The sequence below is a fragment of the Brevundimonas sp. 'scallop' genome, from assembly GCF_011045535.1.
GTDB classification, from domain to species: domain Bacteria; phylum Pseudomonadota; class Alphaproteobacteria; order Caulobacterales; family Caulobacteraceae; genus Brevundimonas; species Brevundimonas vesicularis.
This window is the reverse complement of the sequence record NZ_CP039382.1, coordinates 456,467-469,907: the sequence shown is the minus strand read 5'-3', so window position 1 is coordinate 469,907 and position 13,441 is coordinate 456,467. Positions and strand designations below refer to the sequence as shown.

Annotated in this window: 11 protein-coding genes; 2 read left to right on the top strand and 9 right to left on the bottom strand. The window is 67.5% G+C overall.

All coding sequences use genetic code 11. From position 1 onward, the window contains the following. Positions 1 to 59 precede the first annotated feature (59 nt). The 4 genes from E4341_RS02265 to E4341_RS02250 are packed head-to-tail and all read right to left on the bottom strand — an operon-like array spanning position 60 to position 5,990. Complete coding sequence (locus E4341_RS02265) at positions 60 to 1,907, bottom strand: heparinase II/III family protein (RefSeq protein ID WP_165114844.1); 1,848 nt, start codon at positions 1,905 to 1,907, stop codon at positions 60 to 62. Continuing rightward, positions 1,904 to 2,581 (bottom strand): ribulose-phosphate 3-epimerase, encoded by a 678-nt coding sequence (gene rpe / locus E4341_RS02260; protein WP_165114842.1) that lies wholly within the window; start codon positions 2,579 to 2,581, stop codon positions 1,904 to 1,906. The genes E4341_RS02265 and rpe overlap by 4 nt, the downstream gene beginning before the upstream one ends. Positions 2,582 to 2,628: 47 nt before the next feature. Next, the gene (locus tag E4341_RS02255; protein ID WP_370458462.1) at positions 2,629 to 4,017 is read right to left on the bottom strand and encodes an RsmB/NOP family class I SAM-dependent RNA methyltransferase; all 1,389 of its coding nucleotides are present in this window, start codon (positions 4,015 to 4,017) and stop codon (positions 2,629 to 2,631) included. Then, positions 4,014 to 5,990 (bottom strand): potassium transporter Kup, encoded by a 1,977-nt coding sequence (locus E4341_RS02250; RefSeq protein ID WP_066553394.1) that lies wholly within the window; start codon positions 5,988 to 5,990, stop codon positions 4,014 to 4,016. Before E4341_RS02250 ends, E4341_RS02255 begins: the two co-directional genes overlap by 4 nt. Before the next feature lie 168 nt (positions 5,991 to 6,158). Between E4341_RS02250 and E4341_RS02245 the strand changes: the two genes are divergently transcribed. Together E4341_RS02245 and E4341_RS02240 are read left to right on the top strand one after the other, a co-directional pair. Then, on the top strand, positions 6,159 to 6,629 hold the full coding sequence (locus E4341_RS02245) for an Rrf2 family transcriptional regulator (RefSeq protein ID WP_091751760.1): 471 nt from the start codon (positions 6,159 to 6,161) through the stop codon (positions 6,627 to 6,629). 7 nt (positions 6,630 to 6,636) lie between these two features. After that, positions 6,637 to 7,434 (top strand): SDR family oxidoreductase, encoded by a 798-nt coding sequence (locus E4341_RS02240; RefSeq protein ID WP_165114840.1) that lies wholly within the window; start codon positions 6,637 to 6,639, stop codon positions 7,432 to 7,434. Here E4341_RS02240 and lpdA read toward each other — a convergent pair whose 3' ends face one another. The 5 genes from lpdA to E4341_RS02215 form a co-directional block, all read right to left on the bottom strand. Next, positions 7,435 to 8,847, bottom strand: coding sequence for a dihydrolipoyl dehydrogenase (gene lpdA / locus E4341_RS02235; RefSeq protein ID WP_165114838.1), 1,413 nt, complete (start codon positions 8,845 to 8,847; stop codon positions 7,435 to 7,437). It lies immediately after the preceding gene. Further along, the gene (locus E4341_RS02230; RefSeq protein ID WP_165114836.1) at positions 8,844 to 9,302 is read right to left on the bottom strand and encodes a hypothetical protein; all 459 of its coding nucleotides are present in this window, start codon (positions 9,300 to 9,302) and stop codon (positions 8,844 to 8,846) included. The genes lpdA and E4341_RS02230 overlap by 4 nt, the downstream gene beginning before the upstream one ends. A 131-nt stretch (positions 9,303 to 9,433) precedes the next feature. Further along, the gene (locus tag E4341_RS02225) at positions 9,434 to 11,071 is read right to left on the bottom strand and encodes a 2-oxo acid dehydrogenase subunit E2 (RefSeq protein WP_165114834.1); all 1,638 of its coding nucleotides are present in this window, start codon (positions 11,069 to 11,071) and stop codon (positions 9,434 to 9,436) included. A gap of 1 nt (position 11,072) precedes the next feature. Next, on the bottom strand, positions 11,073 to 12,140 hold the full coding sequence (locus E4341_RS02220; RefSeq protein ID WP_370458475.1) for an alpha-ketoacid dehydrogenase subunit beta: 1,068 nt from the start codon (positions 12,138 to 12,140) through the stop codon (positions 11,073 to 11,075). Positions 12,141 to 12,199: 59 nt separating this feature from the next. Further along, positions 12,200 to 13,435 (bottom strand): thiamine pyrophosphate-dependent enzyme, encoded by a 1,236-nt coding sequence (locus E4341_RS02215; RefSeq protein WP_205751340.1) that lies wholly within the window; start codon positions 13,433 to 13,435, stop codon positions 12,200 to 12,202. Positions 13,436 to 13,441 lie beyond the last annotated feature (6 nt).

Below are 13,441 nucleotides of genomic sequence, written 5' to 3'. Positions count from 1 at the left end.
AGGGGAGGATGGCGCGCCGTCTAGACCCAAACCGCTTCGCCGTCACCCCACGGACGGTTTCAGGTCGGTTCGCCGCTTGCGCCGGCCGGGCTCAACTTCCAGCGGATCTTGGTCTCGCTGTCGGTGCGGGCCGAGCCGCGCACCACGATCTGAAGGGAGCGGCGGGTCAGGCCGGCGTCGATATGGACGCTGGGCTCGATGGCCACGTCCGGTCCGTCGGTCCTGAACCACCAGCCCCGGCCCGAGGCGCCGCGCAGCAGGATCGACCGCCGGTCGCGCGCCAGCGAGGCCTGCACTCCCGGCTCCAGATGGAAGCGGATGGCGTAGGGGGCCGCGATCTGGCGCACCATCTCCTTGCGGCCTGGCGTGGTGAAAAGCTTCTCTTCGGCCCGCAACTCGTCCAGGCGCTGGTCCAGATAGAGCCGGCGTTGATGGTTCAGGCCGAACAACTCATTCCAGCCGTCGTGTTCCATCTCCAGCCAGACGGCGCCGTCTCCGTCGCGCAGGTCGGTGGTCACATGGATCGGCGGTCCGACCAGGCGCGGGCCCAAGAGCTCACCCTTCCAGCCGCCCAGCGGTTCGTTCAGCGACCGCTCGCCCAGGGTCAGGGTCGAATGGGCCGGCGTCAGCCGCAGGGCCTGGCGGTCGGTGGAGGCCGGCGTCCACCCCGAGCCGGTCACCAGACGATCCTTGCCGCAGGCGATTTCCAACGCCAGCGGCTGGGCGCAGGCGGCCGCCCCCCAGGCGTCGCGCGCCGGCGGGGCTGTGTCGGCGATGATGGTCAACAGCGGGCTGGCGATGCGCGTCAGGCCGGCGACCGCACCGGTCCCTGTAGGCGTATCGTCGCTGCTGGCCACCGCTTCGTCGTCGTGGGCGCGGGCGGCCGCGACGCGTTCAATGGTGGAGGGGCCGCCGCCTTGGAAGCTGGCCAGACGACCATCGGGCAAGGTCAGCAGGCGCAGGCCCTGCGTCAGCCGGGCGATGGCGGCCGAGACGCTCTCCGGCGTCGGTTCGGACAGTTGCGACAGGGCGTCGTCCAGTGTCAACAGGTCAAGCAGCAGCTCAAGCCCCGCCTCGGGACTGCGCGAGGCGTGGCCGCCATCGGCCTGCACCGTGGTCTTCAGGGCGCCGTCCAGCCGCGACAACGCGCGGCGGCGCAAGCTCTGCCCTGGCGCCCCCGCCAGCACGCAGCCGCCGATGGCCGCCGCCGTCAACCGCTCGGCCCGGCTGGCCAGACCGCCGGGCGGACGCAGCAGCTGTCGGGTCTGGCGCGCCAGACTATCGGCCAGTTTCAGCCGCTCGGCCTCGGTCGCGACGGCGCCCATCCGCCGTGCGCCGCACGCCAGATTGACGACCCGCCGGGCCAGGATTTCCGGTCCCCACGCGAAGGGCGACCACCGTGCAAAGGCGTCGGCCCAGGCCAAGGTCAGACGCAGCGCCTCGCGCGCGCCACGGTCGCCTTGCGCCATCAGGCCCCGCAACCAGGCGAAGGCGTGAAGCTCGACCGCAAAGGGCCGCGAGGGACTGGGCCGGTTCCACGGATCGGACGGCGGTTCGACCTCCATTGAAGCGCCTGCCAACATGAAACGTCCGGCCAGAACATTGCGGCCCGGCGCGGGATCGTGCGGGCGAAAATCGCGCGGCGTGGCGGCGAACGCCGTCACCTTGCCCCCACCCAGCGGAGCCCCAAGCGTCAGGCCGTAGCCGGGCAGACCGTAAAGCTCGATCCACAGCTGCCGCGTCGCCAACCGTCCGGCGATGGCGGGCCACAGGCCGGGTCCTGCGATCGTGTCGCCCGACCGCACCGGCGTGCGCACCGGCGCGCCAGGCAGGCCGGGGATCTGACCCGAGGCGACGTCCAGCGTCGTTTCCTGGCCCCGCGGGGCGAACGGGCCGAGCGGGCTCACGAGAGGCTCTGAGCAGGGGCCGACGCGGCTTTCAGGGCGGCGATATTGGCCGCGTAATCGCCCTTGAACACGAACGAGCCGGCGACCAGCGCATCGGCGCCGGCGGCGACGCAGGCTGCGGCGTTGGCGGAGGTCACGCCGCCGTCCACCTGAAGGTGAGCCGTCGAACCGGCGCGGTCGAGAATGGCTCGCGCCGCCGCGATCTTCTTCAGCGAACTGTCGATGAACTTCTGACCGCCGAAGCCCGGATTGACCGACATGATCAGCACCAGATCGACCAAATCGACCACCTCTTCCAGGATCGACAGTGGCGTCGCCGGGTTGAACACGACGCCTGCCTTGGCGCCCAGCTGGCGAATGCGACCCAGGGTGCGGTGCAGGTGCGGCCCGCTTTCAGGGTGAACGGTCAGGACATCGGCGCCCGCCTCGCGGAACGCCTCCAGCCATGGATCGACCGGCGCGACCATCAGGTGCACGTCGAACGGCAAGGTCGTGTGCGGTCGGATCGCCTTCACGATGTCGGGTCCAAGCGTGATGTTCGGTACGAAATGCCCGTCCATCACATCGACGTGGATCCAGTCGGCGCCCGCCGCCTCAAGCGCGCGGACTTCTTCACCCAGCCGCGCAAAATCGCTGGCGAGGATCGACGGGCAGATCAGAGGGGTAACGGCCATGGCCTTCCGGATAAGGCGGGTTGCGGGCAGGAGCAAGGCGCTCCCGCTCAGGACACCCGTTCCAGCCTTGCCGCGAAGAAGCCGTCCAGTCCGCCGTGTTCGGCCCACATGGAGGGCAGGATGCGCAACCAACCTTCGGGCGTCAGCGCCTCGGGCGGAGCGCCGACGGCGGTCGGATCGGCGGCGACGGTGCGGAAGGCAGGATTGCGACGCAGGAAGGCGATGACCTGGGTCTCGCCCTCCTCGCGCTCCAGCGAGCAGGTGCAATAGACCAGACGGCCGCCCGGCTTCACGCGCTCGGCGGCGGCGTCGAGCAGGCGGTGCTGGACGTCCGCCAATTTGGCGACCTCTGCCGGTTTGGTGGCGCGCAGGACCTCTGGATTGCGGCGGAAAGTGCCCGTCGCGGTGCAGGGCGCATCCAGCAGGACGGCGTCGAAGGTGCGGGGGTCCTCCCAGTCCTCGGCCGGGACGGCGACGACCTCGGCGGTCAGGCCGGTCCGCTCAAGGTTGTGCGTCAGGCGTTTCAGACGCGGGGCCGAACGATCGAGCGCGACGACCGCGGCGCCGGCGGCCGCCAGTTGCAGCGTCTTGCCTCCAGGCGCGGCGCACATGTCGAGCGCCGTCTCGCCGGGCTTCACATCCAGCAGCCGGCCGGGCACGGCGGCGGCCGCGTCCTGGACCCACCAGTCGCCGTCCTCGAAACCGGGCCAGCCGGCGACATCGCCGCGACGGCCGGTGCGAACCGTGCCGCCGGGCAATGCTTCGCCCTCGACAGAGGTAGCCACGGCGGCGGGATCGACGCCTGGCTTCAGGCTGAGATCGGTCGCGGGTTCTTCGCGCGCGGCCAAGGCCAGACCCGCCAGGGCGGCCTCGCCATAGGTCGCCTTCCAGCGCGCCGCGATCCAGTCCGGCAGATTGCTCTCGGCCGTGGTCAGGCCCGGGCCTTCACGCCCAACCCCGCGCAGCACCGCATTGACCAGATTCTTGTAGGGCCGGGTCTTGGGATCGCGCTCGGCCAGTTTCACCGCCGTCGAGACGGCGGCGAAGGCGGGCGTTTCCAGCACCAGAGTCTGGGCCAGGGCGATGCGCATCAGGGTGCGCACAGCTTCGGGCGGCGACTTCTTCAGGCGGCGATCCAGGATCTGGTCGATCTCGCCCAAACGACGCAGGGCCGCCATGGCCACGGCCCGGGCGAAGGCGCGGTCCACCGGCTCCAGCGCGCGTGCGGCAGGCTGAGACAGGGCTTCGTCCAGGCCGTTGCGCTTCTCCAGCGCGGCGTTCAGCAGGATGCCGGCGACGACGCGGGCTTCGACGCCGATGTCGTCCTGCGACGGACCTTGATCGGCCTCGGCCGAGGCCGGGCGCGGGCGGCCCTTGGTGGCCATGCGACGGCCGCGCGCCTGCGAGCTCTGCCCGCCCCGTCCCTCAATGCTCATACCGCCACCTGCGCGCCCAGCTCGACCACGCGGCCGGGCGGGATGTGGAAGAAGTCGGTCGGATTGGCGGCGTTGCGCATCAGGAAGATGAACAGCTTGTCCTGCCAGAGCGGCATGCCCTGACGCGCCGACGGGATCAGCGAACGGCGACCCAGGAAGAAGCTGGTCGACATGATGTCGAACTTCAGCCCCTGCTTGCGGCACAGGCCCAGCGCACGCGGCACGTTCGGCGTTTCCATGAAGCCGTAGGTGACCGTGACCTTCTTGAAGTCGTCGTTGATCGGCTCCATTCGCACCCGGTCGGCTTCCTTGACGCGCGGGCGCTCGGAGGTGCGCACGGTCAGGATGACGTTCTTCTCGTGAAGCACCTTGTTGTGCTTGAGATTGTGCATCAGGGCGACCGGCGCGACATCGGGGTCCGAGGTCAGGAAGATGGCCATGCCCGGCGCACGGTGCGGCGGACGGGCCTGAAGCATCTCGATCAGATCGTTCAGCGGCAGGCTGTCCTTGCGCGTCTTGGCCGTCAGGATCTGCGTCCCCCGCACCCAGGTCCACATCACGACGACCAGCAGGGCGCCCAGCACCAGCGGCATCCACGCACCGTCCGGAATCTTCAGCAGGTTGGACGTCAGGAAGACGCTGTCGATGAAGGCGAACGGAATGAGGGTCCCCGCCACCGCCCACATAGGCCACTTCCAGCCCTTGCGGATAACCGAATAGGCCATCAGCGTATTGACCAGCATGGTGCCTGTCACCGCCACGCCATAGGCGGCGGTCAGGTTATGCGAGCTCTGGAACACGACCAGCAGCACCAGAACCCCAACCATCAGGAAGGTGTTGACCGCCGGCACGAAGATCTGGCCGGCCTGGGTCTCGGAGGTGTTCTTGATGTCGATGCGCGGCAGAAGGCCCAGCTGCACCGCCTGCTGCGTCACCGAGAAGGCGCCGGTGATCACGGCCTGGGAGGCGATGACAGTCGCGGCGGTCGCCAGGATCAGCATCGGCCAATAGGCGAACTGCGGCACCATGTTCCAGAACGGGTTCTCGGACGCGGCCGGATTGTCCAGGATCAGGGCGCCCTGGCCCAGATAGTTCAACGTCAGGCACGGCAGGACGAAGGCCAGCCAGCCCATGCGGATCGGCGCCTTTCCGAAATGGCCCATGTCGGCATATAGGGCCTCGGCCCCCGTGACGGCCAGGAAGACGCTGCCCAGGATCACGAAGCCCAGGAAGCCATCGTTGAGCAGAAGCATGACGCCATAGTGGGGCGACAGAGCCCGCAGCACGCTGACGTCGTCGAAGATATGATACAGGCCCAGCGCCCCTAGACTCAGGAACCAGACGGCGGTGATCGGGCCGAAATATTTGGCCAGGCTGGCCGTGCCGCGCGACTGGACCAGGAACAGGGCGATCAGGATGCCGGCCGAGATCGGTACGATGAAGGAATCCAGCCGTCCGGCCAGACCCGGCGCGTCCTGCAGGCCTTCCACGGCGGACAGGACCGAAATGGCGGGCGTGATAATGCCGTCGCCATAAAAAAGGGCCGCGCCGCAAACGCCCAGGATGAAGATCCACGCGCTGCGCCGACCGACCGCGAACTGCGCCAGCGCCATCAGCGACAGGGTGCCGCCCTCGCCCTTGTTGTCGGCGCGCATCAGGAAGAAGACGTATTTGAACGTCACCACCACCATCAGCGCCCAAAACGCCAGCGACACGACGCCGATCACGGCCAGATCGCCGCCCACGCCGGAGCGCGCATGGTCGATCGCCTCGCGCAGGGCGTAGAGCGGGCTGGTGCCGATGTCGCCAAACACCACGCCGATCGCGCCGATGGTCAGGGCCCAGAAGCCGCCGTGCTTGGCGGCCTGGCCGCCCGGGATGTGGGATTCCGGACCCGTGGCGTGGGTGGGCTTGTCCGGCGTGTTCGACGCGGGCGAGGGAGCGCTCGCGTCGTGGGGAGTGTCCCCGGCCATGCGTATCCTCCGGGTCTCCGACGCGGCGTCGGTCCCTTCAAAGCGGCGAGCCTTTAGGCTCATTCCACGCGGTCTTCAATCGCGCCGCGGTGGATTCGGTTTCGGCGTTCTGCGGCGCGATTTGTGATTCAGCCCCTGAACGCCTATTTTCGCATCAGGAACAGAACCATGTCAGACAGCCAACGCTTCCCCGTCGCCGCCCACGCCCTGGCCTATATGGCCCATAAGGGCGCGTTCGGGCCTGCGCAGGCGATGCCCAGCGGCGTGCTGGCGTCCTCGATCCCGACCAATCCCGTCGTGGTGCGCCGCGTGACCGCCCTTCTGGCCAAGGCCGGCCTGATCGCCACCCGCCCGGGCGCGACCGGCGGATCTTGGCTGTTGCGTCAGCCCGAGGACATTCGGCTGGATCAGGTGCTGAAGGCGGTGAACGGCTGCGCCCACATCGGTTCGCCCCCTGCCGGCGCCAAGGGCTGCCCGATCAGCGAACATATCCCGCGCCAGGTCGCCAAGGCCCTGACCGCTGCGGACGAGGCCGCGACCGAGGCTTTGTCCAAGATCACCATCGCCGATCTTCTGGCCGAGAACCCGACCTCGCTCTCTGCCTTTGCGCCGCACAAGTCCTGCCCCGTCGCGGCCTGATCGCGCCGTGAATCGGACCGTTCTGATCACCGGCGCCTCGGCCGGCATCGGCGCGGCCCTGGCCCGGACCTATGCGGCCGAGGGCTGGAATGTGATCCTGACAGCGCGTCGCCAAGCCCCGCTGCAGGCTCTGGCCGACGAACTGACCGCCGCCCACGGCGTGACCGCGACCGTGATCCCCGAAGACCTGTCCGATCCCGCGGCGCCCGAGCGGCTGGTCGCAGCAATCGCTGTGCGCGGCCTGACCGTCGACGGTCTGGTCAACAATGCGGGATTCAGCCGGGTCACGGGCTTTCTGGATACCGACCTGAGCGCGCACCGCGCCATGATCCAGGTCATGCTGACCGCGCCGGTCGAGCTGTCGCGCCTGTTACTGCCCGGCATGATCCAGCGGGACTTCGGCCGGGTGTTAAACGTCGCTTCGCTGGCCGGCCAGATGCCCGCGACGGGCGGCGACACCCTGTATGGGCCGATCAAGAGCTTCCTGATCAAGGCGTCGCAGGGCTTGTATCTGGAGACGCAGGGAACCGGCGTCCACGTCACGGTCCTGAACCCCGGCTACACTCTGACCGAGTTTCACGACGTCAACGGCTCGCGCGACCAGGTCTCCAGCGCCTATCCGGCCTGGATGTGGATGGACGCCGCGCGCGTGGCGCGCATCGGCTATGACGCCTGCGAGGCCAACCGTCCCACCGTCACCCCCGGCGTTATGAACAACGTCATGGCCGGACTGGCCCGCTTCCTGCCCGATGGTCTGGCGCTCCGCATGGTGGCGAACCACGCGAAGCGCCTGGACCGGATCTGATCAAATGTGGATGGCGTGCCCGAGGGCACGCAGGCTGGCCTCGTGGAAGGCTTCGCCTAGCGTCGGGTGGACATGGATCGTCCCGGCGACGTCTTCCAGCACCGCGCCCATCTCCAGCATCTGGGCGAAGCTGTTGGACAGTTCCGACACATGCTGGCCCACCGCCTGGATACCCAGGATGCGATGATCGCCCTTGTTCGCGATCACCCGCACGAAGCCGCCGTCCTCGCCCGCCTCGATGGCCAGGGCGCGACCGATCGCGGCGAAGGGGAAGATCGACTGGATCACATCATCGCGGCCCGCGACCTCGTTCGGCCCCAGACCGGCCGAAACGATTTCCGGCTCGGTGAAACAGACGGCGGCGATGGTGACGGGATCGAAGATGCGGTCATGGCCAGAGAGGATTTCGGCGACCACCTCGCCCTGGGCCGAGCCCTTGTGCGCCAGCATGGGTTCGCCGGTCAGGTCGCCGACCGCCCAGACGTTCTTCATGCTGGTGGCGCAGCGCTGGTCAATTTTCACGAACGGGCCGTCCATGGCCACGCCCATGTTTTCCAGACCCCAGCCTTGAGTGCGCGGACGCCGGCCGACCGTGACCAGCACTTTGTCGGCGTCCAGTTGCAACGGCTCGCCGTCCTTCGTCGTGATCGACAGCTTACCGTCGCCGAAGCCCCCGGCGCGCGCGCCCAGATGCAGCTCGACGCCATGCCTCTCCAACCACTTGGCGACCGGATCGGTCAGAGCCTTGTCGTAGAGCGGCAGGATGCGGTCGGCCATTTCGACGATGGCCACTTCGGCGCCCAGCTTGCGATAGGCGATGCCCAGTTCCAGGCCGATATAGCCGCCGCCCACGACGACCAGCTTCTTGGGGACCTCCGACAAGCTCAGCGCCTCGGTCGAGGAAATGACGTCGCCGCCGAACGGCAGGAAGGGCAGTTCGACCGGCTCGGACCCCGTCGCCAGGATCACGTGTTCGGCGGTGATACGGATGTCGCCTTCGTCGGTCTTGACCACGCAGGTCTTGGCGTCGGCGAACTGGGCCCAGCCCTTGATCACCTTGACCTTGGCCTTTTTCAGCAGGGCCGAGACCCCGGCGTTCAGCTTACGGACGATGCCGTCCTTCCATTCGACCGTCTGCGACAGGTCGATGGCCGGCGCCGCCGCCGTGATGCCCAGCGTCCCGCCGCCGGCCGCCTTGGCCACCGTCTCGAACTTGCCCGCCGCATGGATGATGGCCTTGGACGGAATACAGCCGACGTTCAGGCAGGTGCCGCCCAATCCTCCGCCACCATGGCCGTCGCCGCCGTCCACCAGCACGGTGTCGAGGCCCAGCTGGCCGCAGCGAATGCCGGCGACATAGCCGCCGGTGCCCGCCCCGATGATCAGGACTTTGGTTTTCAGGGTCTGGGTCAACGATAGGCCTCAAGGCGGGTGCTGAACTGCGGAGGAACTTGCTGGGGCTCGAAAACACGGACCGCGCCGGTCTGGGTTTCCATGGCCACTACGACGTCGCCGGGTTTGACGCGCTGAAAATCGACGCAAATCATGCCTTGATAGCCGCCCAACGGACGGGCGGCTTCTGCAGCGGTCAGGATGTATGTCTCTTGCGGCGCGCCTTGAAGCGTTTCCAATCTGGCGATGGTCGCCTTGGATTGAATGACCTCGATGGTCGGCGTCCGGCTGGGTTCAGCCAAACGCTCCACGGTCGTCACGCGCCCGATGAACAGCGCCGGCCCATCGGTCCGTAGCAGAGACGACCAAGCCGGCGGCGGCTCGGGAATGCAGGCGTTAGCGGACGAGGCGACGACGCCGACGGCTGCTAGCAGGCTGGCGCCGAAGGTCAGCGCTTTGACTTTGACTTGCCGCATCAAATTACCCTTCCAATTCCCGCTGATCCTCTCTCGGAGAGGAGAGAGAAACATCAAGAGCCATGGCGCCGATTTTGAGGTGATAGCCATAGACGCGGGCGGACTTCGCTTTCCCGCTTAGAAAATGGGCATCAACCCATCCACAGCGTCGCGGGGTTTTCCAAGAGCCCCTTGATCCGCTGCACGAACACCGCCGCATCATGCCCATCTACAATGCGGTGATCGAAGCTGGACGACAGGTTCATCATCTTGCGCACGACCATCTGGCCGTCCTTGACCACGATCCGTTCGGCGATCTTGTTGGGACCGACGATGGCGACCTCGGGGTGATTGATGATCGGGGTGTGGACCACCCCGCCCAGCGTGCCCAGCGAGGTGATGGTGATGGTCGAACCCGACAGCTCTTCGCGCTTGGCCGAACCGTCCTTGGCCGCGCCCGACACACGCGCGATCTCCAGCGCCGTATCGTAGGGGTCGCGCGCCTCGGCGTGTCGCACCACCGGCACCATCAGGCCGTTCGGGGTCTGGGCGGCGATGCCCAGATGGACCGGGGCGTGCTGGGTCAGAACGCCGGCTTCATCGTCATAGGTGGCGTTGATCTGGGGCTGGTCTCGCAGGGCGACCACGATGGCGCGGGCGATGAAGGGCAGGACGTTCAGCTTGGGCTGGTCCTTGGACTTCGTCGCGTTCAGGTGGGCGCGCAGCTCCTCTACCGCCGTCATGTCGATTTCCTCGACATAGGTGATGTGGGGAATGCGGCGCACGCTCTCGGCCATCTTCTCCGCAATCTTGCGGCGCAGGCCGATGATCTTGACCTCGGTCGTCCCTTGCGCCTTCGCATAGGTCGAGCCGCCGGACGGCGCCGATGCGGGTTGCGAACCGCCGCGCGCGATAAAGCCGTCCAGATCCTCGTGCGTGATCCGACCCGCCGGGCCGGAACCAGGCACGAAGGTCAGATCTACACCCAGGTCCCGCGCGCGATTGCGCACGGCCGGCGAGGCCGACGGACGTTCGCCGGGCGCACGTCCCGTCAGGGCGGGAACGGGCTTGGAGGGCGCAGTCGCTGAAGTCGCCCTCTGAGCCGTCGAAATCGCGGCGGGAGCCGTCGTCGCGTTCCCAGCCGGCTTCGGGGCCGGTTTCGGCGCCGCGACGGGCGTCGAAACATTGCCCCGACCCTCGACATCAAACGCCACCAGCGGCCCGCCGACCGGCACCGACTTGCCCGCCTCGCCGTATAGGGCGACGACCGTTCCGGCGACCGGCGAGGTGATCTCGACCGTGGCCTTGTCGGTCATGATGTCGGCGATGATCTGGTCTTCCTCGACCGCGTCCCCGACCTTGACGTGCCAGCCGACCAGTTCGGCCTCGGCCGTGCCTTCACCGACGTCGGGCAGTTTGAAGACATAGTTGCCGGATGTCGGCGCCTCGACAGCGGGGGCTGCCGGCGTCTCGGCGACTACGGGCGCGGGGTTCGGCTTGGCGGCGGTAGGAGCAACGGGCGTCGGGGCGTCATCGGCATTGCCCGCCCCCTCGATCTCGAACTCCACCAGAGGGCCGCGCACCGGCACCATGGCGCCGGGTTCGCCGTGCAGGGCGAGGACCTTGCCGCTGACCGGGGCGGTGATCTCGACCGTGGCCTTATCGGTCATGACGTCGGCGACGATCTGGTCCTCGGCGACCGTGTCGCCAACCTTGACGTGCCATCCGACCAGTTCGGCCTCGGCGGTGCCTTCGCCCACGTCGGGCAGTTTGAAGACGAAACGACCCATCTTATCGACCTCCCGTCATGACACTCTTCAAGGCGTCTGCGACCCTTTGCGGCCCGGGGAAATATTCCCATTCGAAAGCGTGCGGATAGGGCGTGTCCCAACCGGTGACGCGCGCGATCGGCGCCTCCAACGAATAGAAGCAGCGCTCCTGAACGAGAGCCGACAGCTCGCCGCCGAAGCCCGAGGTCTTGGGCGCCTCGTGCACGATGACGCAGCGGCCGGTCTTCTTCACCGAGGCCTCGATGGCTTCGATGTCCAGCGGCACGAGCGAGCGCAGGTCGATGACTTCGGCGTCCACGCCCGCGTGCTCCGCGCCGGCCAGGGCGACCCAGACCATGGTGCCATAGGCCAGGATGGTGACGTCGTTTCCTTCGCGCATCACGCGCGCCTTGCCGATGGGCTCGACATATTTGCCGGTCGGGACCTGGGCCAGATCCTGGGCCTTCCACGGGCTGACCGGCTTGTCGTGCCAGCCGTCGAACGGGCCGTTGTAGAGGCGTTTCGGCTCGAAGAAGACGACCGGATCGTCATCCTCGATGGCGGCGGTCAGCAGGCCCTTGGCGTCATAGGGGTTGGACGGAATGACGACCTTCAAGCCCGCGATATGGGTGAACAGGCTTTCTGGCGACTGGCTGTGGGTCTGGCCGCCGAAGATGCCGCCGCCATAGGGGCTGCGCACCGTGATTGGCGAAGTGAACTGACCGCCCGAGCGGTAGCGCATCTTGGCCGCTTCCGAGACGATCTGATCGTAGGCCGGATAGATGTAGTCGGCGAACTGGATCTCGACGACCGGACGCAGGCCATAGGCGCCCATGCCGATCGCGGCGGCGACGATGCCGCATTCCGAGATCGGGGCGTCAAAGCTGCGGGTCAGGCCGTGCTTCTGCTGCAGCTTGTCGGTGACGCGGAAAACGCCGCCGAAATAGCCGGCGTCCTCGCCGAACGACAGGACGTTGGCGTCTTCGGCCATCTTGACGTCGATGGCCGAGTTCAGCGCCTGGATCATGTTCATGGGGACCACGCCCGCGCCCGTCGCTTTCGAGGCGGGGGCGGCGTTCTGGTCGACCATGTCGGGCTCGACGCCGTCGTTGCGATCGGCGTCGGTGAAGGTGGTTTGCTCGCTCATGGTCAGACCCCCACCTCGCGGCGCTGTTCGATCAGCCGCCAGTCTTCGGTCGCATAGACCTCTTCGAACATCGTCTTCACGCTAGGGCGCGACTGGCCCAGGGTGCCGATGGCTTCGGATTCCTTGCCGGCGGCGCGGACCTGCTCGACGGCGTCATTCAGCGCGGCGGCGTGACGCTCTTCGTCCCATTCGCCGATGACGGTCAGATGCTGGCGCAGACGTTCGATCGGATCGCCCAGCGGCCATTTCTCATGCTCGTCGCCGGGGCGATAGCGGCTGGGGTCGTCGGAGGTCGAGTGCGGGGCGCCGCGATAGGTGAAGAGCTCGATCACCGTCGCCCCCTGGTTCGACCGCGCCCGTTCCTCAGCCCACTGGGTCGCGGCCCAGACCGCCAGGAAGTCGTTGCCGTCCACCCGCAAGGCCGGCAGGCCATAGCCGATGGCCTTGGAGGCGAAGGTGGTCTCAAGCCCGCCGGCGATGCCCTGGAAGGAGCTGATGGCCCACTGGTTGTTGACGACGTTCAGAATGACCGGGGCGCGATAGACGCTGGCGAAGGTCAGGGCGTTGTGGAAATCGCCTTCGGCCGTGGCGCCATCGCCGATCCAGCTGATGGCGATCTTGTCGTCGCCCTTGTAGGCGCTGGCCATGGCCCAACCGACGGCCTGCGGAACCTGGGTCCCCAGATTGCCGCTGATGGTGAAGAAGCCATAGTCCTTGGCCGAATACATGATCGGCAGCTGGCGGCCTTTGATCGGATCTTCGGCGTTCGAATAGATCTGGTTCATCATCGCGACCAGCGGATAGCCGCGCGCGATCAGAAGCCCCTGCTGTCGATAGGTGGGGAAGCCCATGTCCTCGCGGCTCAGGATCATGCCCTGCGCGACTGCGATGGCCTCTTCGCCGGTGCACTTCATATAGAAGCTGGTCTTGCCCTGGCGGTGGGCGCGGTGCATCCGGTCGTCGAAGGCGCGCGTCAGGATCATGGCCTTCAGGCCCCGGCGCATCGTCTCGGGATCCAAGCGCGGGTTCCACGGACCGACCGCGGCGCCCTCATCGTCCAGCACCCGAATCAGACGGAAGGCGAGATCGCGCATCTGATAGGGCGTCGATCCGACCTCGGGCCGTTCGACCACGCCGGCAGGGTCCATCTGCAGATGGCTGAAGTCCGGCGTATCGCCGGGACGGCCGGACGGCTCCGGCACGCGCAAGGACAGGGGCTGGCTGTTCTTTTTGTTCATTTTATC

Excerpts from the sequence above, each read along its gene's own strand:
- E4341_RS02215 (WP_205751340.1), bottom strand. The coding sequence starts at position 13,435 with ATGAACAAAAAGAACAGCCAGCCCCTGTCCTTGCGCGTGCCGGAGCCG.
- E4341_RS02220 (WP_370458475.1), bottom strand. The coding sequence starts at position 12,140 with ATGGTCGACCAGAACGCCGCCCCCGCCTCGAAAGCGACGGGCGCGGGC.
- E4341_RS02225 (WP_165114834.1), bottom strand. The coding sequence starts at position 11,071 with ATGGGTCGTTTCGTCTTCAAACTGCCCGACGTGGGCGAAGGCACCGCC.
- E4341_RS02245 (WP_091751760.1), top strand. The coding sequence starts at position 6,159 with ATGTCAGACAGCCAACGCTTCCCCGTCGCCGCCCACGCCCTGGCCTAT.
- rpe (WP_165114842.1), bottom strand. The coding sequence starts at position 2,581 with ATGGCCGTTACCCCTCTGATCTGCCCGTCGATCCTCGCCAGCGATTTT.
- E4341_RS02250 (WP_066553394.1), bottom strand. The coding sequence starts at position 5,990 with ATGGCCGGGGACACTCCCCACGACGCGAGCGCTCCCTCGCCCGCGTCG.
- E4341_RS02255 (WP_370458462.1), bottom strand. The coding sequence starts at position 4,017 with ATGAGCATTGAGGGACGGGGCGGGCAGAGCTCGCAGGCGCGCGGCCGT.
- E4341_RS02230 (WP_165114836.1), bottom strand. The coding sequence starts at position 9,302 with ATGCGGCAAGTCAAAGTCAAAGCGCTGACCTTCGGCGCCAGCCTGCTA.